Genomic DNA, 24,569 nt, shown 5'->3' on the forward strand with positions numbered 1-24,569 from the left:
ACACTGGTGTCCCATGCAGCACGAGTATTTTGAGGTCGACGTTTTCGCCACTGCACCTTTCAGCGGTAACCCCCTGGGCGTCATCACGGGCGCAGATTCGCTCACCACCGCGCAGATGCAGAAAATCGCCAACTGGACGAATTTTTCAGAGACCACCTTCCTGCTCGAGCCCCACCACCCAGAGGCTGACTACCGCGTGCGCATTTTCACTCCCACAGAGGAGTTCGACTTCGCCGGCCACCCCACGCTAGGCACCGCCCGCGTCTTCAGCGAACTCACCGGCACACGCCGCGCCCTTGTCCAGGAATGCGGCGTGGGCTTGGTCCACCTGCGCGAGGAGGGCGGCGTCTATTCCTTCGCCACCCCACCTCTGCGCCGCGAAGGCGCTCTGAGCCCCGAAGAGCTCGAGGAGACGTGCCGCTTCCTTAACATCACTCCCGCCGACGTCGTCGATTCCGGCTGGGTCGACAACGGCCCCGGCTGGCGGCTCATCCAGCTTGCCGATGCAGCCTCCGTCCGCGCCCTGCAGCCGTCCCCCATCCCCGGGGTCAAGGTCGGCGTCGTGGGCCTCGAAGCCTCCGGAAGCGAGACCACCTATGAGGTTCGCGCATTCACGTCCGCATTCGAAGACCCCGTCACCGGCTCGTTCAACGGCGGCGCCGCGCAGTTCCTCCGCGGCCGCGGCCTCGTGCCCAATACCTATGTCGCGGCGCAAGGCTCGCAGCTCGGTCGCGCCGGCCGCGTCCACATCCATGACGACGGCACCGATATCTGGGTCGGCGGCGCAGTCGCCATCCGCGTGCGCGGCACGCTGGAATCCTAAGGAGCACCATGCACCCCTCCATCGAGCACAGCTACGCCAGAGCACTTCCGGACCTCGTCGCGGCCGCGCGCGGCGAAAGCCATCCCGACGCCCGTCTCGTGCTGCTCAACGAGGAACTCGCCACCGAGCTCGGCTTCGACGCGGAGTGGCTGCGTTCGCCCGAGGGCATCGAGTTTCTCCTCGGCCACGGCGAAGAGTTCTACGCCATGGCGTACGCGGGCTACCAATTCGGCCAGTTCAATCCCCGCATGGGCGATGGCCGCGCACTGCTTCTCGGCGAGGTCGTCGACGGCGACGGCGCCCGTTGGGATCTCCACGCCAAAGGCACCGGTCGCACGCCGTTTTCTCGTCCGGGCTCGGACGGCCGCGGCACGCTGCGTTCCATGCTGCGCGAATACCTCGTCTCCTCGGCGCTTCACGCACTTGGCGTGCCTACCACCCGACCGCTGGCGGTACTCTCCACCGGTCGCAAGATTCAACGCCAGATGGTCGAGCCCGCCGGCGTCATCGTGCGCGTCGCCGCCAGCCATATCCGTGTGGGCACGGTCCACTACGCGCAGATGGTCGGTGAAGACACGCTGCGCACCCTCGCCAACGTTGCTATCGAGCGCCACTATCCCGACCTTGCCGCAGGCGACTACACGGGACTCTACGAATCAGTCATGGCATCCCAAATCCGTACCGTCGCCGCGTGGCAGCGCCTCGGCTTCCTCCACGGCGTCATGAACACGGATAACACGACGCTTACCGGCGAGACCATCGACTTCGGCCCTTGCGCCTTCGTCGAAACCTTCGATCACGACACGGTGTACTCCTCCATCGACACGCAGGGCCGCTACCGCTTCGGCCACCAGCCCGGCATCCTCGGATGGAACCTCGCGCGCCTCGCCGAGTCCATGCTGCCGCTCTTCGACGCCGATCCCAACGAGGCCGTCTCCTTCGCGCAGGAGACCATCAACGGTTTCTACAACGCCTTCGAGACCGAACACCACGCTCAACTCGCCCAGGCGCTCGGTCTCAAACCGGAGACCTCCCGCGAGCTCACCACGGATCTTCTCGCAGCGCTGCCTGACCACGAACTCACGCGGACTCTCGCCGCGCTCCGCTACGGCGGCGATGTCCCGGCCGGAGCTTTGGCAGAATGGCAGCAGCGCTACGCGGCGGCAGCCCCCGCCGCGCCCTCGGAGACCGGACCACGCGTCCCGGTTGTTATTCCCCGCAACCTCGCCGTCGAAGCCGCGCTGCGCGACGCGCCTACCGACATGAGCCAGTTTCTCCGATTACTCGATGCCGTCACGCACCCGTTCACGCCGAACGACGAATTCGAGGCGCCCAGCGCCCCCGCACAGCTGGAGATGTACCGCACCTACTGCGGAACCTAAACGGGCTCCAGCAGAAGACGCACGTATCGTCCCCGAACCTCCGGCGACGTCTACACGACGATACCCCGCATCTCATAAGATTTTCTTCCTCTATTACCGCGAATCGGCGAGAACAACTACGCGAATCGGCGAAGGAATAGTCGCAAAACGGCGAAAGTGGTACCGCGAATCGGCGAAGGAATAGTCGCAAAACGGCGAAGACTATCACTTTGAATCGCATTTTGCACTAAAATACGAGCTCATGAGCGGTTACGTCATCCAACGCAATATCATGCCCCGGGCGAAGGAAATCCTCGCTTTTAGCCCCGTGACTGTTATCTCGGGCGGACGTCAGACGGGCAAGAGCACCCTCGCCCAAGAGCTCGTACGAGATACCGATGCAGTCGTCGCCAATCTCGACGTTGAGGCGTACCGCGAGGCCGCAGATGCTGATCCTGACGGATTCATTCGCCAGTTCAGCGACCGGCCCCTCGTCATCGACGAGATCCAACGCGTTCCGAAGCTCTTTCTCGCCATCAAGGCGGCCGTCGACGCTGACCGTCGGCCGGGACGCTTCGTCGTGACTGGGTCGTCCAACTTCTTTAGCCTGTCCGGGACCGAGGAAAGCCTCGCAGGACGAGCCATCACCATCCCCATGCGCGGACTCAGCCAAGGCGAGCTACGCGGTATCACTGACGATTTTGCAGCATGGGCATGGAAGCTGCCGGAGAATCCGTCGCCACAGCTCGACCTCCCGGAACTCAGCCGTCGTGACTATCTCACTACCGTCGTGCAGAGCAGCTTCCCGGAGATCCACAATGCACCCGCCGCCCTGGCTGAGGCCTGGCTCGACGCCTATGTCGAGAGGGTGACCAACCTTGATGCACGCCTGGTCCGCCGAGTTCAGCACCCCGACCGTTTGGGGCGATTGTTGCGACTGCTCGCCGCGGAACCAGCCATGGAGTTTGTCGCAGCCAAAGCCGGTCGCAGTCTCGGCGTTCCGGCACGCAGCATCCCCGCGTACTTAGACACGCTTCGCGATGTCTATCTCATCGACGAACTGGATCCCTGGGGACGCAACCTCTCGTCACGCGTGGCGGGGCGAAAGAAGGTGATGTTTAACGACACCGCGATCGCGAGCATCCTGACCGGCACGGACGTGGAAAGCCTTGAATACGACATCGCGGGGCAGCTCACCGGCGGCCTCGTTGAGAATTTCGTTGCCACCGAATTAGCGAAACAACGCGCCTGGTCTTCGGTGAAATTCAATATCATGCACTACCGACATCGCGATGGCGAAGAGGTCGACCTCATCCTGGAAAACCGCCGCCACCAGATCGTCGCCATCGAAGTGAAGACGACCACCACCGTTCGTGCCCAGCATGTACGCAACCTTCGTTCGGTGAGGGACAAGGTAGGTGACGCATTTATCGCAGGAATTGTGCTCTACACGGGCACAAAAATACTGCCGTTCGGCGACAATATCTGGGCCGTGCCGATCAATGCTCTCTGGGAAACCGGAGAGGCCCACTCCCCGACCGAGGGTTAAAGCTCGGCCGCGGTTTAGAGTCCCTCGCGCGCGTTGGACTCGGCAGTCATCTCCGCGAGCACGCCCTCGATGTTGAGATTGACTACCGGATGAGTGGCCGGGTCTTCGGCTGCCAAGTCGCCTTGGATGCGGCGGACGTAGTCCACGTCCTTATCGCCGCGACCGGAGAGAGTGACCAAGATGTTCATCTCCTCGCCGGTCTCCTCGCACTGCTGGGCGAGCTTGAGAGCATACGCCAGCGCGTGCGAGGACTCGAGCGCCGGGATGATGCCCTCGTAGCGTGAGAACATGCGGAAGGCATCGAGGGCCTCCGCGTCCGTGACGGCCGGGTACGCCGCGCGGCCGGTGTCCTTGAGGTAGGAGTGTTCCGGGCCGATACCCGGGTAGTCCAGGCCCGCAGACACCGAATGCGGATGCAGGATCTCGCCGTCCTTGAGCAACGCATACGAGCAAGATCCGTGCAGGATGCCCACCACACCCTTGTTGAGCGGCGCGCCGTGCTTGTCCGTGTCAAGGCCCTCGCCTGCCGGCTCGACACCGATGAGGCGGACATTGTCGTTGCCTGCATACTGCTCGCCGTCCTCCATGCCGAGCAGGTACTCGGCGAAGGTGCCAATGGCGTTGGAGCCGCCTCCGGCGCAGGCCACGACGGCATCGGGAAGCGCACCGGTGCGCTCAAGCATCTGCGGACGCGACTCGCGGGACCAGGCGGGGTGAAGAAAAATGACCAACGGCCCCCTCGCCGAAGCGAAAAGGGCCGTGTATCCAGCGCGAGGATTTACTGCTCGAGCTTGAGGGTCTTCTGGGTGTACTCCCACATCTCGTCGTAAAGCTTGACGTTCTTGGCGAGCGTCTCACCGTAGGACGGGATCATCTCCTGCAGCTTCGGGCCCCACTGGATCATGTGCTCACCGAAGCAACGCTCGATGAGTTCGACCATGACGGCCGGGGCGATGGAAGCTCCCGGGGAAGCGCCGAGCAGGCCGGCGATGTTGCCCTCCGGGTTGTTGATGAGCGTCGTACCGAACTCGAGGGAACCGAAGCGCGGTGCAGCGGCCGGCTTGATGACCTGGACGCGCTGGCCAGCGATGACGGTCTCCCAGTCAGCCGGGTCTGCGGACGGGACGTACTCCTTAAGGGTCTCAACGCGCTGCTCGAAGTCCTTGAGGACCTCGGAAACCAGGTACTTGGTAAGGCCGAACTCCTGGGCGGCAACGCCGAGGTAGGACGGGATGTTGTCCGGACGTATGGACTTGAACAGGTCGAGGTAGGAACCCTTCTTCAGGAACTTCGGCGACCAACCACCGTACGGACCGAACAGCAGGCCCTTCTCGCCGTCGATGACGCGGGTGTCGAGGTGCGGCACGGACATCGGCGGAGCGCCCACAGCAGCCTTGCCGTAGACCTTGGCCTGGTGCTGGGAGATGAGCTCCGGGTTCTTGGCGCGCAGCCACAGACCAGAGACCGGGAAGCCAGCGTAGCCAGCAACTTCCTTGACGCCTGCCTTGCGCAGCAGGTCGAGGGCGTAGCCGCCTGCGCCGACGAAGACGAACTTCGCACGGATGACGGAGTAATCACCGGTGTGCACGTTCTTGGCGTACACCTTCCAGTTCGCACCATCGCGCTTGATGTCGATGACCTCGGAACCGTAGCGGATTTCGGTGCCGGATGCCTTGGCAGCAGTAAAGAACTGCTTCGCCAGGGCACCGAAGTTCACGTCGGTACCGGCATCGGTCCAGGAGATGGCGACCTTCTTAGAGTTGAAGTCGCGGCCCTTTGACATGAGCGGCAGCTTCTCCTGGAAGACTGCGTCATCGTCGGAGAACTCCAGGCTCGGGAACATGTGGTTGTCCTTGAGCAGCTCGTAGCGGCGCTTCAGGTAATCGACCTGAATGGAGCCCTGAGCGAAGGACACGTGCGGAACCTGGTTGATGAAGGCCTTGGGATCCGTGAGGATGCCGTTGTTGAGCTGGTGTGCCCAGAACTGGCGGGAAACCTGGAACTTCTCGTTGACGCCGAAGGCCTTGGTCGCGTCAATGCGGCCGTTCTTCTCCGGGGTGTAGTTGAGCTCGCAGAGCGCGGAGTGGCCGGTACCGGCGTTGTTCCACGGAGAGGAGGACTCCAGAGCCGGACCGTCGAGGCGCTCGAACACCATCTGCGTCCAGCTCGGCTCTAGCTCACGGAGCATGGCGCCGAGGGTAGCGGACATGATGCCGCCGCCGACGAGGGCTACATCAACTTCTTCAGTGACCTGTGCGGTCTTCTTTGCGGAGGACACGGTGTTAAACCTCTTTGACTTTCGCTTGATCGTGCACGTCTTATAAAGCTGTGCGCTCATACCGCGCCGCGTGCAGGACCTAAGCTCTCCGATCAACCTGCGGTGTACGCATGTAAAGGCAGTCTCCTCGCGACTACCCAAGCCCACCAAAGACCTCAGTCACATCCGCGGCGCAAGCACTCAACGCATTACTTATCAACCTTACGCCTTTACCCACTCGCACAAATATCAGCCCAGCAGAACGCACGTACTGCCCATTTTGCGCACCATTCCCTACCCCCGTTCGTGCTCTCCAGCTCACGGCGTACCCTCAAGCGGCCCCACTCGGCTATGGATAAGCTGGTCCACATGAGCACTGAACTTCATTGGACCGAGGATATGCTGGGCCCCGACTTCACCCAGGCAACGCTTCCGCTGGGGCCGGACCCTGACGGCCAAGGCGATGTCTCCGCCACCCTCGTCGCCTACAAGCGTGACACCCCCGATTTCTCGCAGCGCCCTGCCCTCCTTTGGGTCCACGGCATGACGGACTATTTCTTTGATGCTCATGTCGCGCAGCATTATCAGGAGCTGGGCTACGCTTTCTATGCCGTCGACCTCCGCAAGTGTGGCCGCTCGCGCCGCGAGGGCCACACCTGGCACTACATTTCGGATCTCACGCTCTATTACCAGGATCTTGATGCCGCTCTCGCGGCCATCCCTAACTCCCGCGTCGTCCCCATGGGTCACTCCACGGGTGGGCTCATTTGCGCGCTGTGGCTCGACGCCGAACACCCTGAGCAGGTTCCTGGTCTTATCCTCAACGGTCCCTGGCTCGACATGATGAGCGTGCCCCGCCCGGTGGTCAAGGCGCTCTCCCCTGTCATCGACCGCGCTGGCAAACGCTTTCCGATGCTCGCCTTCCCCGGCGGTAACCTCACAGCCTTCGGCGATTCCATGCATGCCAGCAAGTATGGCGAGTGGGACTACGACCTCACCCTCAAGCCGCTGGGCGGTCACCGCAAGTACGTAGGCTGGCTGCGCGCCATCTTCGGTGGCTTTGCAAAGCTGCACCGCGGCGTCGACGTAGGCGTTCCCTACCTCACTATCTGCTCGACTCGCTCCATCCTGGGCAAGCCCTACTCGGAGGAAATCAACTACGTCGACTGCGTCGTCGACGTCACCCAAACCATGCACTGGGCACCCACCCTCGGCAAGGAGTGCACGCTGCGTCCCATCCATGGCGCACGCCACGAGGCTTTCGCCTCCCGCCCCGAAATCCGTCCCGAAGTCTTCCGCACGGTCGATGATTGGCTCGCCACCCATCTCCCGGCCGAGCCGACGCCCAGTCACTAGCCATCCATCGCCGACGTCCGCATCCGGCACAACCCAATCAGAAATAAAGATGTAGTCTGGGCTGTTTCCGCGAATATGCACGCCACGTAACAGCAGCGACAGTCTCCATTGCCGTTCAGCGGTCACATAGTTACTTCCGCGAATCCGGCCAGCAGGCTTAGGTAAAATACACAACTTATTCCTATATATATTAAAGGAGAATACATTGAACACCTCGAATACCAGCTCCCCCGCAACTCCGTCGGCGCATTACGACCTCATCATCATCGGTACGGGCTCGGGAAATTCCATCCCCACCCCGGAGTACGACGATGTCTCCATCGCCATTATCGAGGAAGGCACGTTCGGCGGTACCTGCCTCAACGTCGGCTGCATCCCCACCAAGATGTATGTCTATGCCGCAGACGTCGCCCTTGCTGCACGCGAGGCAGGTCGTCTCGGACTCGATGCTCAGGTCAATAGCGTGGACTGGGACTCCATCGTTGACCGCGTCTTTACCAACCGCATCGACCGCATCGCGCAGGGCGGCGAAGCCTACCGCCGCGGCGACGAGACCCCGAACATCACGGTCTATGACCAGCACGCCCGTTTCGTCGGCCCGAAGACCATCGAGGTCGGCGGCGAAGTCATCACCGGCGACCAGATCGTCATCGCCGCGGGCTCTCGCCCCACCATTCCGCCGGTCTACCGCAACTCTGGCGTGAAGTTCTACACCAACGAAGATGTCATGCGCATGCCCACACAGCCAAAGAGCCTCATCATCGTCGGCGGCGGCTACATCGCGATGGAGTTTGCCCACGTCTTCGACGGCCTGGGCACCAAGGTCACCATCGTCAACCGCTCAGAAAAGCTCTTGCGCTTCCTCGATGAAGACCTTGTCACCCGTTTCAACGCCATCGCCCGGGAGCGCTTCGATATCCGCATCGGCAACGGCACTCTCCTCGAACAAACCGAGAACGGCGTCAAGCTCACCCTCGACAACGGCGAGACCGTTGAGGCCGACGCCATCCTCGTCGCCACCGGTCGCACCCCCAACGGCGATCTCATGGACGTGGACACCGCCGGCATTGAAATGCACGAGGACGGTCGCATCAAGGTCGACGAGTACGGACGCACTACCGCCGAGGGCGTGTGGGCCCTGGGCGACGTCTCGTCGCCTTATATGCTCAAGCACGTCGCTAACGCTGAGACCCGTGCCATCTCGCACAACCTCCTGCACCACGACGACCTTCGCCCGATGCCGCACGAGCACGTCCCGTCTGCAATCTTCACTCACCCGCAAATCGCCACCGTAGGCATGACCGAGGCTCAGGCTCGCGAGGCTGGCTACGACGTCACCGTCAAGGTCCAGAACTACGGCGACGTTGCCTACGGCTGGGCAATGGAGGACCACACCGGAATTGTGAAGCTCATCGCAGAACGCACCACCGGCAAACTCCTTGGCGCGCACTACTTCGGCCCTCAGGCATCCACGCTCATCCAGCAAATGATTACTGTGATGACATATGACCTCGATCTTCGCGACTTCGCGCGTAACCAGTACTGGATCCATCCGGCCCTTGCCGAGGTGACCGAGAACGCGATTTTAAGCCTCGAATTTGCCTAATTAGCGTTACGTGACATAAATCACCCCCACCCCCTCTTGCCTAGTCACATGAGTAACATTCGTTACCTAACCTTGGGATTTAGAGAACGTCGCTGCCATGAACTTGACAGGATTATGGGGTGGATTTTTGCTTAACAGGCACTTAAACGCGCCGCCCGACGTGCATATTCAGAATCGAACAGCTAGAGTTCCCCAATGACACCGGCTCAAGCCGTAACACCGGCGACCGCGTGTTTCTGGAATTCCCCTGGGAATCCAATAACACTTAGGTTTCCACCTGGAAGCCTTGCAAGTACGACATTTAAGGACATTTGATATGCGTATCCGCAATGCAGCCATCGCCGGCGCAACCGCTCTCGCAGTCGCTTTCGGCGGCACCACCGTTGCTTCCGCTGAGGACACCGCCGCTCCGAAGCAGGAGCAGTCCTCCACCGCTAACGGCTCCTCCACCTCGGACAACAAGGGTGAGTCCACCCCGGACGAGAAGGATGCCGCAAAGGGCGCTTCCCTCTCCTCCAAGATCAACACCGGCCTGAAGCTCGAGGGCGACAAGGAAGCTGACGGCCAGAAGATCTTCGGCTCCTCCAAGGACCTGTCTGAGCAGCCGAAGTGGGCCAAGGTCCTGTACGGCACCACCATCGCCACCGCTATTGCCACCCTCATCGGCATGGTTGTCGGCCCGCTGGCTAACTTCGTTCAGTTCGGTCCCTTCTCCCGCTAAACGCAGCTCACCGGCTCACACCACTTTCGAAAGGTAAAACACACAATGCGTAACTTCCGCACCGCAGCCGTTGCTGCTGCCACCGCCGTCACCGTCGCTTTCGGCGGCACCGCTATCGCTTCCGCTGAGACGGGCGAGAAGCCGGCCAACAACGAGACCATCACCGAGAACCAGGACGTCACCAAGGACGCTACCGCCTCCGAGATTTTTGATGCTCTCTCCTCCAAGGACGAGAACTACCCGACTGGGTCCTCTAAGGTTGGCGCTGTCACCGACAACAAGGTAAAAGCCAAGGGTACTGACCTCGTCGGCAAAGAGGTTAATGACGAGGCTAACCCGCAGTGGTCCAAGATCTGGCGCGACGGCACCTACGCCCTCATCGGCACCACCATTGCTGGCGCCCTGATCGCTGCCTACAACTTCGCTGTGTACAACCACATCCTGCCGAACCACATCCTTGACCCGATCTTCAACCGCTAAGCCACTCGCTTAGACGAAGACGTCTGGATGAAGACCCGCACATTGTGCGGGTCTTCTTTTTGTCTTGATTCACCCAAATTTCATTCAGGCAGATAAATGGGGCTAACGCAGTAAATATTTATCTACCTGTAGGCGAATTGTTACCCCCATGCCCCTTTGCTGTGCGTAATGCTCTATACTTGCTAGCGCAACATCGACCGTCCGTTACATTTCCGTAATCGGACTCGAGATGCTCGAGAATCTCTTCGTGAGATTCACACATGGGTTTCCTTCCCCCGGAAGCCGCGCACAGACAACTCTTAAGGATTTTTGATATGCGTATTCGCAAGGCCGCCATCGCTGGCGCAACCGCCCTCGCCGTCGCTTTCTCCGGCGCTTCCATCGCCACTGCGGCTGAGGCTCCTTCTGACCAGAACACCACCTCCTCCAACCAGACCGAGAACAAGGGTGGCTCCTCCAAGATCGGCGACGCTCTGGACGCCAACACGAACGCCGATGGCCGTAAAGTCTTCGGCCAGGACGCCGACGTTTCGTCCCAGCCGGCTTGGGCACAGGCTCTGTACGGCATCGGAATCGCTTCCGCCGTCGTCACCGTCATCGGTGGCCTCGTCGGTCCGGCCCTGAACTTCATCAAGTTCGGCCCCATCAAGTTCTAGTAACGGCCTTACAGCCCCTACCAAAATCTTTTTGAAAGGTATTCACTTCAATGCGTAACTTCCGCACTGCCGCCGTTGCTCTTGCAACCGCCACCACCGTCGCTTTCGGCGGCGTTTCCGCTGCTACCGCTGCCGAGACCGAGAACACCGGCGCTCTGTCTGCCGCCGCTAAGGGCGCTTCCTCCGAGGGCGAGGGTTCGCTGTCCTCCAAGGCTGGCGATGCTACCGGCAAAGACACCCCTGCCAACGGCCGCGACCTGCTCGGCTCTTCCGTCGACGACGATAAGAACCCGCAGTGGGCTCAGCTGTGGCGCGACACCACCTACGTCGGTGTTGCCGCTGCTGCTGTCTCCGTTGCCGTCGCAACCTACAACTTCGCTGTGTACAACGGCGTTATCCCTGACTACGTTGCTCAGGCAATGAACGGTCAGCTGAAGTTCTAATGTAGAACCTTCACGCCTTCAAGCGCTCCGCACTGCGGGGCGCTTTTTCATCTCTCAAATAGGACTGAGCTTAAGGCGTAGGGATGAACAGTAGGCACAGAGAAGCGCCCGTTCCACCGCACAGTGGTGGGACGGGCGCTTCTGTTCGCTCTGTGAGTCGCTATGAGGTTCGTTGAGCGACTGTTTCGATTAGTCTTCGTCGGGAAGAGTGAGGATTTCCGGCTCGCCCTCTTCCTGGATGACGAGGGTGTGCTCGAACTGAGCGGTGAACTTTCCGTCCTTGTTCTGGACGGTCCAGTCGTTATCCCAGATCTCGTAGTCGAGGCCTCCGAGGTTAATCATCGGCTCGATGGTGAGCGTCATGCCCGGCTCCAGTACGTTTCGGTAGGCCATGGAGTCGTAATGCAGGACAACGAGGCCGTTGTGGAACGTGGGCCCCACACCGTGGCCGGTGAAGTCGGTAACGACGTTGTAGCCGAAGCGGTGTGCGTAGGACTCGATAACGCGGCCGATGACGTTAATCTCGCGACCAGCCTTGGCGACCTTGATGCCGCGCATCATAGCTTCCTTGGTGCGTTCGACAAGCAGCCGGTGCTCTTCGGAGACGTTGCCAGCGAGGAAGGTGGCGTTGGTGTCGCCGTGGACGCCGTTCTTGTAGGCGGTGACGTCAATGTTGACGATGTCGCCGTCCTCGATGACGGTCGTGTCCGGAATGCCGTGGCACACGATCTCATTCAAGGAGACGCAGCAGGACTTCGGGAAGTTCATGTAGCCCAGGGTCGACGGGTAAGCACCATGGTCGCACATGTACTCGTGCGCAATGCGGTCGATCTCGTCGGTGGTCACGCCGGGGGCGACAGCCTTGCCCGCTTCTTTGAGGGCGTTGGCGGCAATCTTGGACGACTCGCGCATGGCCTCGATGACCTCAGGGGTCTGAACGAAAGGTTCGCCGATGTTTTCTTGGACCGAGTCCTTCCACACGTACTCGGGACGCTCGATAGAGTCAGGGACGGTGCGAACGGGGGTGGGCTTTCCTGGGGTAAGTTTTGCGCGATTGCTCATGCCGTCTATGGTAGTCCCCCACCCTGCCACCCCGGCGGTCGGGTTGGGCGGCGGCGATGAGGGGCATCGGCAAGCTACTCGGCGCCGCCGGTGGCGACCTGCTCGGGGTCCTGCTGAGTGCGCAGTTCGTCAAGACGCTTGAAGAAGCTGTCCGTGATGGCGACGGAGGTCTCGGAACCGCCGCCGAGGACGACGAGGGTGGCAAAGGCAATGTCATCATCGCGGAAGCCGGTGAACCACGCGTGGGAACCGCCGTTGATTTCGGCCTCACCGGTCTTGCCATAGATGGTGCCGCCAGCGCCCATGCCGCGTGCGGTACCGGACGTGACCGTGGCGCGCATGAGGGTGCGAAGGTTGTCGATGACGACGGGTGACGGGCCATCGGGGTTCTCCGAGACGGTCGTCTTCTGCCCCGCGATGAGGGTCGGAGTGGGACGCACGCCTGCGGCGACGGTGGACGAAGCCAGAACCATGCCGAAGGGGCTCACGAGGTCCGCGCCCTGGCCGTAGCCGGCTTCGGTGCGCTCCAGTGGAGTCTCTCCCTCGGGGATGGAGCCGGTAATCGTGGTCAATCCAGGAATGTCGTAGTCGAGGCCCAGACCGAAGCGGGAGCCTTCCTCCTTGAGTTCGCCCTCACCGAGGTCGGTCGAGATGTTTGCGAAGGTCGTGTTGCAGGACTGTGCAAAGGCTTCTTCGAGCGAGACGCTGCCCAGGGAGAAGCCGTTATAGTTCGTGACGGTGCGGCCGTAGATATCCATCGTGCCGGGGCACGGGACGATAGTGCCGGAGTTGAGGCCTTGCTTGTCCACGCCAGCGGAGGCGGTGATGATCTTGAACACGGAGCCGGGCGGGAACTGACCGGACAGGGCCAGGTCGCCTTTCTTATCGGCGGCATCGGTCTGCGCGACGGCGAGGATTTCGCCGGTGGAGGGACGCATGGCGACAAGCATGGCCTCGGAGTCCGCGCGGAGATCCACGGCTTGCTCCGCGGCGCGCTGGACGTTGTAATCAATACCCACGCGGATGGCGGGCGACGGGGTGGCGTCGTGGAATTCGACGTCGCTGAGTGAAGCGCCGTTCTCGTTAACGACGGCGATGCGCCAGCCATTCGTGCCGTCCAGCTTGTCCGCGACGATGGAACGCACACGGGACATGATGTCGGTGGCAAAGCCCGTCTCTTTGGTGATGAGCGCCGGCTCTTCATTGAAGCGGACTCCGGGAAGGTTGGCGCCTTGGATGGCGTTGCGGTCTCCCTCGTTGTAGAGACCCACGGAGTAGGTCTCCCCTGCCTCTTCAAGGTTCGTGGCGAGCTCGCCCGCGTCCTGGTTGACGAGGGGCGCGAGCTGGCCCGCGAGCGCGCGCATATCGCCGGAGGAGGTGTCGACGAGAAGGCGGTATTGAACGCCCGGGCTCATAAGCTCGACGCCGTCGGAACTCACGACGGAGGCTCGGTCGGCGACAACGGGGCGCAGCTCGAGGTGCTGGTGGGCGCCGAGCTTGGGGTGCAGCGCCGTGGATTCCCAATTAACGGTCCACGTTTTATCGACCTTGGTGAGTACGGCCTTGGCGTCGTAGGTGAGTTCGCGGTCCTTGGGCAGGTCCCACGTCACGGAGTAGTTGGCGGTAGCGACGGAGTCTTGTTGGTCGATAGAGGTGAGCTCAACGTCGAGGCCCTCGGCTTGGAGGCCGGAGTACGTTTCCCCGTACTGTTCCGCGGCAATGTCAGGGTCGTCGACGACGCTTTTGAGTGCGTCGACGTCGTGGTTTTCAAGCGCCGCAATGAAGTCCTCAGCGACCGGATCCGCCGCGACCGGTTTGGGCGTACACGCAGCCAGCGAGGTGCCCATAATCCCCGCTACGCAAAGAAAAGCCGCCGTCCGTTTCATGTCTTTCAACACTACTGGGACGGCGGCACAACGCGGGTTAGGCGCGCGGTTTAGCGGGTAACGCGAACCTCGGCCTTGGCGCCTTCGACGGCCTCAAGGCCCTGCTCATCGGCAATGCGCATGGCTTCTTCAATGAGGGTTTCCACAATCTGGGACTCAGGTACGGTCTTGACCACTTCGCCCTTGACGAAGATCTGGCCCTTGCCGTTGCCAGAAGCAACACCAAGGTCAGCGTCGCGGGCCTCGCCCGGACCGTTGACGACGCAGCCCATGACGGCCACGCGGATGGGGAACTCCATGCCCTCGAGGCCAGCGGTGACTTCCTCGGCGAGCTTGTACACGTCGACCTGGGCGCGGCCGCAGGACGGGCAAGAGACGATCTCCAGCTTGCGCGGGCGCAGGTTGAGCGACTGCAGGATCTGGTCACCGACCTTAATCTCCTCGACCGGGTCTGCGGACAGGGAGACGCGGATGGTGTCGCCGATGCCCTGCGAGAGCAGAGCGCCGAAGGCGACGGAGGACTTGATGGTGCCCATGAACTTCGGGCCAGCCTCGGTCACGCCGAGGTGGAGCGGGTAGTCCGTCTTCTCTGCGAGCTGGCGGTAGGCCTCGACCATGAGGACCGGATCCGAGTGCTTGACGGAGATGGCAATATCGCCAAAGCCGTGCTCCTCGAACAAGCCAGCCTCCCAGATGGCGGACTCGACGAGGGCCTCCGGGGTGGCCTTGCCGTACTTTTCGAGCATGCGCTTGTCCAGGGAGCCACCGTTGACGCCGATGCGGATCGGGATACCAGCGTCCGAAGCCGCCTTAGCGACCTCCTTAACGCGGCCGTCGAACTCCTTGATGTTGCCCGGGTTAACGCGGATAGCAGCGCAGCCAGCGTCGATAGCCTGGAAGATGTACTTCGGCTGGAAGTGGATGTCCGCGATGACCGGGATGGGAGACTTCTTGGCGATGGCCGGCAGAGCCTCCGCATCGATCGGCTTCGGGCACGCCACGCGCACGATGTCACAGCCGGAAGCCGTGAGCTGAGCGATCTGCTGGAGGGTCGCATTGACGTCATGAGTCTTGGTGGTCGTCATCGACTGCACCGAGATCGGGTGCTCGGAGCCAACGCCCACGGGGCCGACGAAGAGCTGACGCGTTTTACGACGCGGCGCCAAAGTCGGGGCAGGTCCGTCCGGCATTCCGAGTCCGATGGGGGTTGACATACGTTCTCCTATTTACTGGAAAAAAGATGGGTACACGGGGGTTTAGATGCAAACCACTCTACGCTATCCATACAGTCTAATGACTATGGCAAATGGGCAGAGCTGGAGGTTCTGAGTTTCACCATCGGTGCAGTCAGTGACACGTCCTACACCACGTGGCGTTTAGCCAAAGAGACGAATCGGGTTCACCACATCCGCGATGATGACGAGCGCGCCGAAGGTCATGAGAATGGCCGCCATGACGTAGGTGACCGGCATGAGGCGCGTGTAGTCGGCCGGACCCTTGGCTGCCAGGCCGCGGGCGCGGCGCAGGGAGTCGCGGATTTTCTCGTACGCGATCACCGCAATGTGGCCGCCGTCGAAGGGCGGCAACGGGATGAGGTTAAACAGCGCAAGGAAGTAGTTGAGCGAGGCCAGCATCATGAAGAAGGAGGACCACAGGCTATTCTCCACGAGCTCGCCGCCCACGCGGGAGGCACCGACGACGGACATGGGCGAATCATCGGCGCGGTTGTGGCCGAAGATGGACGCGACGATGCCGGGGACCTTCTCCGGCATGTGGATGATGGCGTCGACGGTGGACTTGGCCAGGTACCACGAGTAATCCGCGGTCGCCGGGACAGCGGTGGCGGCATTGTATTTCTTGACGATATCGAGCGGCGCGTTGGTGAGACCGATGGAGCCGGCCTCGACCGTCTGCCCGTCCGTGGTGAGACGCTTGACGGTGTCGAGGTGGACTTCAAAGTCGCGGGGCTGGCCGTCGCGTTCGACGGTGAGCGTGACGGTCTCCCCCGGCTTGGCGATGACCGCCTCGCGCAGTGCGTTGAAGTCCGCAAGCTCCTCACCGTCGAGGGCGACGATGATATCGCCGGGCTCAACGCCGGCCGCGCCGGCAGGACCGGTGCCGGTGCAGTCTTCGTAGGTGCTTTCGTCGATCTGGTCGGCGGAGCACACCACCTCGCCGACTTTGGGACGCACGTCCGCGTGGACGTCGGGCAGGCCTGTGGTCACGGCGACGCAGAAAAGAATAGAGAAGCCCAGCACGATGTTGACGAGGATGCCGGCGGCCATGACGAGGACGCGCTGCCAGGCTGGCTTCTTGTACATCGCATACGGCTCTTCCTCGTCGGTGAGGAATTCGTCGTTGGCGGTCATGCCCGCGATGTCGCAAAAGCCGCCCACGGGCAGGGCCGCGAATCCGTACTCGGTGCGGCCTTTCTTCTTCGCCCATATCTTGGGGCCGAAACCGATGTAGTAGCGGCGTACCCACATGCCAAACGAACGGGCGGTGAGCATATGGCCCGCCTCGTGCAGGGCGATGGTGATGCCGATGCCTAGGGCGAAGAGAAGAATGCCCAGAATATAGGCCATAGGTGAAGTGTCCTAGCGTGCGATCTGTTCAATTCGCGCGTCCGCCTTGGCGCGCGCCTCGCGCTCCACGGCGAGGATGTCATCGACGCTAGAGAGTACACCAGCCAACTGAGAATACTGGCCCATCACGTGCGCGACTGTGTCCACTATCTCTGGGAAGTGGATGCGACCAGCAAGGAAGGCGGCGGCGGCCTGCTCGTTCGCCGCGTTGTAGACCACGCCTGAGCTGTTTTGTGCGGCCTCGCGGGCGAGCTGGACGGCCGGGAAGGCGGCATCGTCAAGCGGCTCAAAGTGCCAGTCCAAAACCTGGCTGAAGTCGAGCTGCGGTTGCGCGTCCGGCACACGTCGCGGCCAGTAGAGCGCGTGGGAAATGGGAAGCTTCATCGACGGCGGAGAGGCCTGCGCGATGGTGGCGCCGTCCACAAACGTCGCCATGGAATGAATGATGGACTGCGGGTGGACGGTGACGTCAATGCGCTCGGGCTCGATGTCGAAGAGCAGGGTGGCCTCGATGAGCTCCAGGCCCTTATTGATCATCGTCGCGGAGTTCAGCGTATTCATCTGCCCCATGGACCACGTGGGGTGCTTCGCGGCCTGCTCAGGCGTGACGTCCCACATCTGCTCGCGGGTCCAGCCACGGAAGGGGCCTCCCGATGCCGTCAGCACCAGCTTGTCGAGTTCGCCACGCTCGCCGGAGCGCAGGCACTGCGCCATGGCGGAGTGCTCCGAGTCCACCGGAATAATCTGGCCCGGCTTGGCCAGGTTGATGGCCAGCTTTCCGCCGGCGACGAGGGATTCCTTGTTGGCGAGGGCGAGGTACTCCCCCATCTCGATGGTCGCGAGGGTGGCTGCAAGCCCCATGGAGCCCACGAGTCCGTTGAGGACCGTGTCGGCTTCCACCTCACGGGTGAGCCGCTCCGCGGCGTCTGGCCCCTCGAGGACCGCGCCGCCAAGAGCCGCGCTCACCTTATCCGCGGCGTGCGTGTTGGCGACGGCGACGTGGTTAGCCGAAAGGTTGAGGGCCTTCGCCTGATCGATGACGAGGTCCGGGTGTCCGCCGCCAGCCGCGATGCCGACGACGACAAACTTATCGGGATTATCCGCGATGACTTCCAAAGCCTGGGTGCCAATGGAACCTGTGGAGCCGAGGATAAGGACGCGTTGTGCAGTCTCTGGCGCATGCTGCGCTGCAATGTCGGGATGAGTCACGAGCCCCTACTGTAGTAGGTCGCTCGGGACGCCCCTCCACCCACGCGGGTGTGACGTAGTTTACTTCCTCGCGTGGAGCTCGAAATCTCGGGGGTAAGTGCCACGTTCCGGCGGGCCATGGACTATTCTATTGGGGACAAATAGGCACGTACACGCGAAGGAGAACAAGTGTCTTCCCACAAAGTGACCTCTGAGGTCTACAACGGCGTTTCCACCGACGACGTCCCGTCTGCAGCGTTCGGCTGGTCCAAGACCCCGCGCAGCGGCATCCAGATTGCCGGTTGGTTCTCCGTCTTCATGCTCTTGATGTTCAACTTCGGTAACCACAAGGGCCACGTGGAGACCATCTTCCTTATTCTTTTGGCTGTCGTTATTGCGCTTCTGCTGCTCATCCACCTCTTCCAGCCGAAGCTCGCCAACGTGCGAACCCTTACCGCCCGCAACCAGCCGCTCGGCCACGCCGAGCCGGAGTGGGCATACGAACAGAAGACCCTGGGCCACACCTACGCCGAGCTGACCGATGATGAGCTTCGTGCCCTCAACATCGACCCGGCCCGCGTAACCCACCTGCGCGCCGTTACCGAGGGCAAGCACGCCGCTCACTAAGCGCTGCTGCTTCTCACGGCTTTAAGCCTCCGCCTGGTGCGGAGGCTTTCGTTGTTTTCGCGCTACGTACTCTGCGTGACCGCCCCCTCTCCCCACGACGTGCACATGAGGTGCATTGAGGTCAAGTCCTGGGGAGTCAAGAAATTGCGCGTCGTGGTGGTCCACCTTGGCCATCGCAAGAACTTCTATTCTGGATTTTCACCTTCAGCCGAAAGTTATTCGCCGTTGCGCTATCACGACACGTACGTGCGCACCTTCGCATAGATCTCCGGCATCTGAGCGTCGACGCGGCGGGAGGCCAGCCACAGCGCAAGGACGTAAATGGCGGCGGGGACGACGAGTCCGACGGCGGCGCCAGCGAACTTGAGACCGGAGTCGGCGCCGAGGATCACCATGATGATGCCCGGAGCGGCGGGTAGCCAACCGAAGAAGAAGCACACGATTGCAGCGATGAAGGCACCGGCGGAGTATCCGGACTTATCCGTCCATGGGTTGGTGCCGGGCGGAGAGACGGGATACGGGTTGAACGCGGAGAGCAGCGCGGCGAAGCTGCCGGAGGAGAGCACCATGCCCACGGCAAGGGCTGCTATGCAGGCGGCGAAGGCGCGGTCCGGTGCCAGGAGGAGAAGGACGACCGCGCCGAGCGCGATGACCACGGCGGTGGTTGTGAGGTGCGCCCAGTGCCGCGCGCGGAAGAGGACCGAGGCGCGCACGGGAGCGAGCATCTTCACCCACAGGGAAGGTCCGTCGTAACCACAGTCGTTGATGGCCACGATGCCGCCGAGAACACCCAGGTAGCCCACGAAGAAGTACCCGAGGACCTCCTCGCCGCGCCAGAGCTGGTACAAGGCGAAGGCGAGGAAGACGGGCAGCATGACGAGCGTCATGGTGAGCCGCGAGTCGCGGAAGAAGTAGCGCAGGGAACGAGAGTACTCCATCCACGCGGGGCTGCGGTAGGCCAGACCGCCGAGCGAAAGGGCCGTGACACCCTCGGCGCGTGGGGCGGCGCTCGGGGCGTTGCCGTGGACGGGGCTTTCGAAGGTTTGGCGCGCGGTGAGGTCCCAGCCCCAGGCGAGGAGGGCGAGGGTCACCAGGCCGATGAGCAGCTGCGCCAGCGCCGGGGCGAGGGCACCGTCGGCCAGCGAGGCCACCCATCCGGTGAGCGCGGACAGCGGCGTCCAGGCGAGGACCCCGCCCACGGTGCCCAGCGGCACGATGTTGTTCAGGATGCCCTGCAGGTTCGTGAAGATGAAGAGGAGCGCCACGCCGCCCAGGCCCATGACGAGGTTCGCCTTGTCCTTGCTCAGCGCGGCCGAGCCGAGGGCGCCCACGAGGTCTGCGGCAAAGACTGTGAGCGCGAGCGAGAACGCCATGGAGACTACGAACGCGGCCGCGAGCAGGGGACGGCCGTGCGTGGTGAGAAAGACCGCGCCGCCCACGGCGAAGATGACAGTGAAGAGGGTCGCAATGATGGAGCGGGTGGTGAGAAACAGGGACCACGCGAGCGCGGGGCGTACCTCGCGGTAACTCAGCGGGAAAGTCCCCAGTTCGGCAGGGGTGAGCTGCTTCTCCCCCGCCGGCATCATGACGGACAGCAGAATATACATGGCGACGCCGAGACCGTTGATGACGGTGAGGACGTGAAAGCTGTGGGTAGCATCGGCAAAATCCATGTAGCCCGCCAGGCTGAGCGAGACCAGGCCGAGAAGTCCGTAAAACCCGATGAGGAAGGCCAGGATGAACTGCTGCGGGTTGGAGTGCAGCGCGCGGGTCCACAATGTGCGGTGAAGTGTGATGAGGGTGCGGGTCATCGCGAGCCCTCCCCCAGCCAGTCGAGCGAGGCCTCGTCGAAGTCGCCGCCACCCACGAGGTCCACGAAGACGTCGGTGAGGCTGCGCCCGTCGCGCACCTCGTCCACGTGACCGGACGCGACGACGCGACCTTGGTCGATGATCGCCACGTGATCACACAGTCCCTCCACGAGGCTCATGACGTGGGAAGATAACACGACGGTGCCACCGCGTGCAGCAAAGGAACGCAGCATCTGTTGGATAAGGCGTCCGGAGACAGGGTCAACGGCCTCGAGCGGCTCGTCCAGGACGAGCACCTCCGGCGAATGGAGCAGTGCGCCGGCGAGCAAGATCTTCTTCGTCATGCCGGCCGAGTAATCGGCGATGGGCTTGGAGGCGGCATCGGAAAGCCCGAGAGCCTGGAGGAGCTGCGCGGCGCGGCGGGTGGACTCCTCCTCCGGGAGGCGGCGCAGAGCGCCCAAGTAGTAGAGATATTCCGCGCCGGTAAGCCGGTCGAAGACGGAAGCGCCGTCCATGAGCAAGCCGACGGCGGCCTTGGCGGGCAGTGGATCCTCCCAGACGGAGTGCCCCGCGATAAAGGACGCGCCGTGGTCCGGGCGCAACAAGCCGCACGCCATGGTGAGCATGGTGGTCTTGCCTGCGCCGTTGGGCCCCACCACGCCGTACATGGCGCCGCGGGGGACGTCGAGGCTCAAGCCTTGGACAGCGGGGCGGCCGTCAAAGGCCTTGGCGAGGTCGCGCACCGCAAAGGCGCACTCGCGCGGGTCGGGTACTAACGCAGAAAGGTGTGGAGACGTCATGTCTCCACACCTTAACTAAAAATGGTCTGCTTTACGCGGACTCGCGCTCGTCGGCGGCGAGCTGGCCGCAGGCCGCGGCGATCTCGTCGCCCTTGGTGTCGCGCACCGTGCACGGCACGCCCTGCGCGATGACCCGGCGGACGAACTCGTCCTGGCGGGCCTTCGGTGCTGCGTCCCATTCGGACCCCGGGGTCGGGTTAAGCGGAATGACGTTGACGTGGACCTTGGAGCCCAGCGCCTGGTGCAGCTTGCGGCCGAGCATGTCCGCGCGGAAGCCCTGGTCATTCTTATCGCGGATGAGCGCGTATTCAATGGAGACGCGGCGGCCTGACTTGTCGGCGTAGTAACGCGCGGCGTCGAGGACCTCGGAGACCGGCCAGCGGTTGTTCACCGGCACGAGGCTATCGCGCAGCTCATCATCCGGCGTGTGGAGCGAGACAGCCAGGGTGCAGGCCAGCCCCTCGTCCGCGAACTTGCGGATGGCCGGCGCCAGACCCACCGTGGACACGGTGACGTTGCGCTGGGAGAGGCCAAAGCCTTCGCCGTCCTGGCCGGTGATCTGGCGTACCGCGTGCATCACGCGCTTGTAGTTGGCCAGCGGCTCGCCCATGCCCATGAACACGACGTTGGACAGGCGACCGCCCTCGGCCTCCATCTGCGCGGACGCGTTACGGAATTGCTCCACGATCTCCGCGGTGGACAGGTTGCGGTCGAGGCCGCCCTGGCCGGTGGCACAGAACGGGCAGGCCATGCCGCAGCCCGCCTGGGACGAAATGCACAGGGTGGCGCGGCCCGGGTAGCGCATAAGCACGGACTCGAGCAGCGTGCCATCGTGGAGGCGCCACAGGGACTTCGTGGTCGAGCCATCGTCCGTCGAGGTCTGGCGGATGGGCGTCATGAGTTCCGGAAAGAGGGCTTCCTGCACGGCCGCACGCTTCTCGGCCGGGATATCCGTCATCTTCTCAACGTCGTTGGTGAGGTGCTGGTAGTAATGCTTCGCCAGCTGCTTGGCGCGGAACTTGGGCAGTCCCAGCTCGGCGAGCTTCGCAACGCGCTCGTCGACAGTAAAGTCCGCAAAGTGCTTCGGCGGCAAGCCACGCCGCGGGGCGGAGAAATTCAGTTTCAAAGGTTCAGCCATGGTGCTCGCTATTGTCCCACTCTCGGCGCTCAACGGCTAATTAAAAGGAACCTAAAGTGATGAAGTCAACGCCGCGCCGGTATCTTGGTATCCATGACTTCCAAGGACCCCCGTAACGTTCAGCCCGACCCCTCCGCTGAGCTTGCCGATGCCCCCTCCGCTACGCCCGACTCCACCCCAGCGTCTGCTCCCGCTCCGGTTCCTGCCGCTCAGGACTCGTTCTCTGCGGAGGACCGCGTCGCCTTCGCCGAGTTTCAAAAGGAGCAGTCCAAGGTGAAGGGGTCCTTTGCTGCCAGCACGTGGGCCGCGCTCATCGTGGGCTTCCTGCTGCTAATTCTGCTCATCATCTTTATCTTGCAGAATCAGCAGCCGGCCGAGCTCAACTTCTTCAATTGGTCCGGCCAGCTGCCCGCAGGCATCGCGTTCCTCATCTTCGCCATCGCCGGCGCGCTCATCATGGCGCTTGTGGGCGGCTGGCGCATGTTCGAGCTGCGCCGCCAGGTGCGCAAGCAGGCCCAGCGCCACTAACGCTTCACCGCATAATGAAAAGCCGCGTCCTCGTGGACGCGGCTTTTGTGTGCGTGGTGGCTACGGCAACGGCACGAAGCCGGTGGCGAGGGCGTTCATCGCCACCCAGGTCACCATGGCCGACGGCAACATGCCGTCGAGGCGGTCCATGAGTCCGCCGTGGCCGGGCAGGATATGCGACATGTCCTTGATGCCCAGCTCGCGCTTAAATTGGGATTCCACGAGATCACCCAGCGTCGCGCAAAAGACGAGCAGCAAGCCCATGATGGCGCCGACCCAGGCGTCGTGATGGAGCAAGAGCTTCACCGCCAGCGCGCCGGTGAGCGTGCCAAAGACGATGGAGCCCACGAAGCCCTCCCAGGACTTCTTCGGCGAGACAGCCGGGGCCATGGGATGCGAGCCGAACATAACGCCAGCGACGTAACCACCGGTATCGGACGCGACGACGCAGAGCATAAAGACGATAATCGACGCGGCACCCGAGGCCAATGGCGTATCGATGTACGACAACATCGCCGCGAACGAGCCGAAGAGTGGAATCCACGTGAGCACGAACAACCCGACGGACATATCGCGCAGGTAGTTAATGGGCGGACGGTGCCGACCGTTGTGGAAGAGTCGGCCAAACATGAGCGCCAGGACGCTCAACACGTAGACCGCCACGAGGCCTGACGCCCCTGCCACCCACGAGGCCCAAATCATGGCCTGGCACAAAACGATCAGCAACGTGCGCGGCACTTGGTAGGAATGCTCACGCAGTCGCGTGGTGACCTCCCACATGGAAAATCCCAGCGCGGCCGCCACCACGATATACCACGCGAGCGGACCCGCCCACACGGCAAAGACGACGAGTGCGCCCAACCCCACGCCCACGCCGATGGCTGCCGGTAGGTTGCGGCCGGCGCCATTCTTCGGCTTAGGCAGGTGGCGATTCTGGGAGGCGGTATCGGGCACGACCAGACATCCTTTCGCGGGGTAGGGCATGAAACGAGCCGCCGAAGCGTGAATGCGTCCGACGGCTTGTTGTGTACATGTGGTGCGGAGGGTCTAGACCTCCATCAACTCGTCTTCCTTAGCGGCGACGAGCTTGTCCACCTGGTCGATGTAGGAGGCGGTGATCTTCTCCATCTCCTTTTCTGCGGCGACGACCTCGTCCTCGCCCGCGTCGCCATCCTTCTGCAGCTTCTTCAGCTGCTCCATGGCCTTGCGGCGCAGGTTACGGATGGCCACCTTGCCATCCTCGCCCTTGGACTTGGCGAGCTTGACCATGTCACGGCGACGCTCCTCGGTCAGCTGCGGAATGGTCACACGCAGAACCTGACCGTCGTTGGTCGGGTTGACGCCCAGGTCCGAGTTACGGATAGCGTTCTCGATCTCGTTCATCATGGACTGCTCGTAGGGCTTGATGAGCAGCATGCGTGGCTCCGGAACCGAGATGGTCGCCATCTGGGTAATGGGGGTCATCACGCCGTAGTACTCGGCCACGAGACCGTTGAACATGGCCGGGTTGGCACGGCCTGTGCGGATGGTCACCAACTGCTCGCGGGTGTGCTCCACCGAGGCGGTCATGTGCTCTTCGGCGTCGAGCTGAATCTCATCAATCATGAGGAAGAATGTTCCTTCTGTGTGTCGTAGGTGCTGGGTAGAAAATCTAGCAGGTTTTTCGCCGCTTGCGGGTCATATTCCCCGGCG

Annotated in this window: 22 protein-coding genes and 1 pseudogene; 11 read left to right on the top strand and 12 right to left on the bottom strand. The window is 62.5% G+C overall.

Features of this window, described 5'->3' with window-relative positions:
- Positions 1-13 precede the first annotated feature (13 nt).
- The 3 genes from BN9444_RS10280 (at position 14) to BN9444_RS10290 (ending at position 3,733) form a co-directional block, all read left to right on the top strand.
- Positions 14-823, top strand: a complete 810-nt coding sequence (locus BN9444_RS10280) for a PhzF family phenazine biosynthesis protein (RefSeq protein WP_068801860.1) — start codon at positions 14-16, stop codon at positions 821-823.
- 8 nt (positions 824-831) lie between these two features.
- Complete coding sequence (locus tag BN9444_RS10285; RefSeq protein WP_068801861.1) at positions 832-2,205, top strand: protein adenylyltransferase SelO family protein; 1,374 nt, start codon at positions 832-834, stop codon at positions 2,203-2,205.
- A gap of 241 nt (positions 2,206-2,446) precedes the next feature.
- Entirely contained in the window at positions 2,447-3,733 is a 1,287-nt protein-coding gene (locus BN9444_RS10290; RefSeq protein WP_068801862.1) for an ATP-binding protein, read from the top strand.
- A 14-nt stretch (positions 3,734-3,747) separates the two neighbouring features.
- Here the strand turns inward: BN9444_RS10290 and BN9444_RS10295 are convergent.
- Both BN9444_RS10295 and mqo read right to left on the bottom strand, forming a co-directional pair.
- Positions 3,748-4,488: pseudogene (locus BN9444_RS10295) on the bottom strand (pyridoxal-phosphate dependent enzyme); the annotation flags it as partial.
- 23 nt (positions 4,489-4,511) lie between these two features.
- Positions 4,512-6,011 carry a malate dehydrogenase (quinone) gene (gene mqo / locus BN9444_RS10300; RefSeq protein ID WP_068801863.1) on the bottom strand — a complete coding sequence of 500 codons (1,500 nt, stop codon included), beginning with the start codon at positions 6,009-6,011 and terminating at the stop codon, positions 4,512-4,514.
- Between the two features lie 348 nt (positions 6,012-6,359).
- Here mqo and BN9444_RS10305 point away from each other — a divergent pair, with 348 nt between their 5' ends.
- The 6 genes from BN9444_RS10305 (at position 6,360) to BN9444_RS10330 (ending at position 11,252) form a co-directional block, all read left to right on the top strand.
- Complete coding sequence (locus BN9444_RS10305; protein WP_066486767.1) at positions 6,360-7,346, top strand: alpha/beta hydrolase; 987 nt, start codon at positions 6,360-6,362, stop codon at positions 7,344-7,346.
- A 205-nt stretch (positions 7,347-7,551) separates the two neighbouring features.
- Complete coding sequence (mtr, locus tag BN9444_RS10310) at positions 7,552-8,952, top strand: mycothione reductase (protein WP_068801864.1); 1,401 nt, start codon at positions 7,552-7,554, stop codon at positions 8,950-8,952.
- 316 nt (positions 8,953-9,268) lie between these two features.
- A complete protein-coding gene (locus tag BN9444_RS10315) occupies positions 9,269-9,673 on the top strand; it encodes a hypothetical protein (protein WP_066486773.1) in 405 nt (134 codons plus the stop codon).
- Positions 9,674-9,718: 45 nt separating this feature from the next.
- The gene (locus BN9444_RS10320; protein WP_068801865.1) at positions 9,719-10,153 is read left to right on the top strand and encodes a hypothetical protein; all 435 of its coding nucleotides are present in this window, start codon (positions 9,719-9,721) and stop codon (positions 10,151-10,153) included.
- Positions 10,154-10,467: 314 nt separating this feature from the next.
- Positions 10,468-10,809, top strand: a complete 342-nt coding sequence (locus BN9444_RS10325) for a hypothetical protein (RefSeq protein ID WP_068801866.1) — start codon at positions 10,468-10,470, stop codon at positions 10,807-10,809.
- 50 nt (positions 10,810-10,859) lie between these two features.
- A complete protein-coding gene (locus tag BN9444_RS10330; protein WP_068801867.1) occupies positions 10,860-11,252 on the top strand; it encodes a hypothetical protein in 393 nt (130 codons plus the stop codon).
- A gap of 189 nt (positions 11,253-11,441) precedes the next feature.
- Here BN9444_RS10330 and map read toward each other — a convergent pair whose 3' ends face one another.
- From map to dxr, 5 genes are all read right to left on the bottom strand, one after another.
- Entirely contained in the window at positions 11,442-12,314 is an 873-nt protein-coding gene (gene map / locus BN9444_RS10335) for a type I methionyl aminopeptidase (protein ID WP_066486782.1), read from the bottom strand.
- A gap of 74 nt (positions 12,315-12,388) precedes the next feature.
- Positions 12,389-14,200: a penicillin-binding transpeptidase domain-containing protein gene (locus BN9444_RS10340; RefSeq protein WP_068801868.1), complete on the bottom strand. Its 1,812-nt coding sequence runs from the start codon at positions 14,198-14,200 to the stop codon at positions 12,389-12,391.
- Between the two features lie 50 nt (positions 14,201-14,250).
- Positions 14,251-15,414, bottom strand: coding sequence for a flavodoxin-dependent (E)-4-hydroxy-3-methylbut-2-enyl-diphosphate synthase (gene ispG, locus BN9444_RS10345; RefSeq protein ID WP_068801869.1), 1,164 nt, complete (start codon positions 15,412-15,414; stop codon positions 14,251-14,253).
- A gap of 162 nt (positions 15,415-15,576) precedes the next feature.
- A complete protein-coding gene (locus BN9444_RS10350) occupies positions 15,577-16,785 on the bottom strand; it encodes a M50 family metallopeptidase (RefSeq protein WP_068801870.1) in 1,209 nt (402 codons plus the stop codon).
- A gap of 12 nt (positions 16,786-16,797) precedes the next feature.
- Complete coding sequence (gene dxr / locus BN9444_RS10355) at positions 16,798-17,979, bottom strand: 1-deoxy-D-xylulose-5-phosphate reductoisomerase (RefSeq protein ID WP_066512815.1); 1,182 nt, start codon at positions 17,977-17,979, stop codon at positions 16,798-16,800.
- Between the two features lie 183 nt (positions 17,980-18,162).
- Here dxr and BN9444_RS10360 point away from each other — a divergent pair, with 183 nt between their 5' ends.
- Positions 18,163-18,600: a DUF2631 domain-containing protein gene (locus BN9444_RS10360; protein ID WP_066486797.1), complete on the top strand. Its 438-nt coding sequence runs from the start codon at positions 18,163-18,165 to the stop codon at positions 18,598-18,600.
- Positions 18,601-18,833: 233 nt separating this feature from the next.
- Here BN9444_RS10360 and BN9444_RS10365 read toward each other — a convergent pair whose 3' ends face one another.
- Genes BN9444_RS10365 through rlmN form a run of 3 tightly spaced genes read right to left on the bottom strand, consistent with a single transcriptional unit; the run spans position 18,834 to position 22,349 of the window.
- Positions 18,834-20,411, bottom strand: coding sequence for a hypothetical protein (locus tag BN9444_RS10365; protein ID WP_066512648.1), 1,578 nt, complete (start codon positions 20,409-20,411; stop codon positions 18,834-18,836).
- Positions 20,408-21,211 carry an ABC transporter ATP-binding protein gene (locus tag BN9444_RS10370; protein ID WP_068801871.1) on the bottom strand — a complete coding sequence of 268 codons (804 nt, stop codon included), beginning with the start codon at positions 21,209-21,211 and terminating at the stop codon, positions 20,408-20,410. Before BN9444_RS10370 ends, BN9444_RS10365 begins: the two co-directional genes overlap by 4 nt.
- A 31-nt stretch (positions 21,212-21,242) precedes the next feature.
- Positions 21,243-22,349 carry a dual-specificity RNA methyltransferase RlmN gene (gene rlmN, locus BN9444_RS10375; protein ID WP_066486812.1) on the bottom strand — a complete coding sequence of 369 codons (1,107 nt, stop codon included), beginning with the start codon at positions 22,347-22,349 and terminating at the stop codon, positions 21,243-21,245.
- Between the two features lie 93 nt (positions 22,350-22,442).
- On the opposite strand from rlmN, the gene BN9444_RS13895 reads away from it, so the two are divergent.
- On the top strand, positions 22,443-22,877 hold the full coding sequence (locus BN9444_RS13895) for a LapA family protein (RefSeq protein ID WP_066486815.1): 435 nt from the start codon (positions 22,443-22,445) through the stop codon (positions 22,875-22,877).
- A gap of 60 nt (positions 22,878-22,937) precedes the next feature.
- Here the strand turns inward: BN9444_RS13895 and BN9444_RS10385 are convergent, their stop codons facing one another.
- Both BN9444_RS10385 and frr read right to left on the bottom strand, forming a co-directional pair.
- Entirely contained in the window at positions 22,938-23,831 is an 894-nt protein-coding gene (locus tag BN9444_RS10385; RefSeq protein ID WP_181734552.1) for a phosphatidate cytidylyltransferase, read from the bottom strand.
- 93 nt (positions 23,832-23,924) lie between these two features.
- A complete protein-coding gene (gene frr, locus BN9444_RS10390; protein ID WP_066486825.1) occupies positions 23,925-24,482 on the bottom strand; it encodes a ribosome recycling factor in 558 nt (185 codons plus the stop codon).
- Positions 24,483-24,569: the final 87 nt, after the last annotated feature.

The organism is Corynebacterium phoceense, from assembly GCF_900092335.1.
Classification (GTDB): domain Bacteria; phylum Actinomycetota; class Actinomycetes; order Mycobacteriales; family Mycobacteriaceae; genus Corynebacterium; species Corynebacterium phoceense.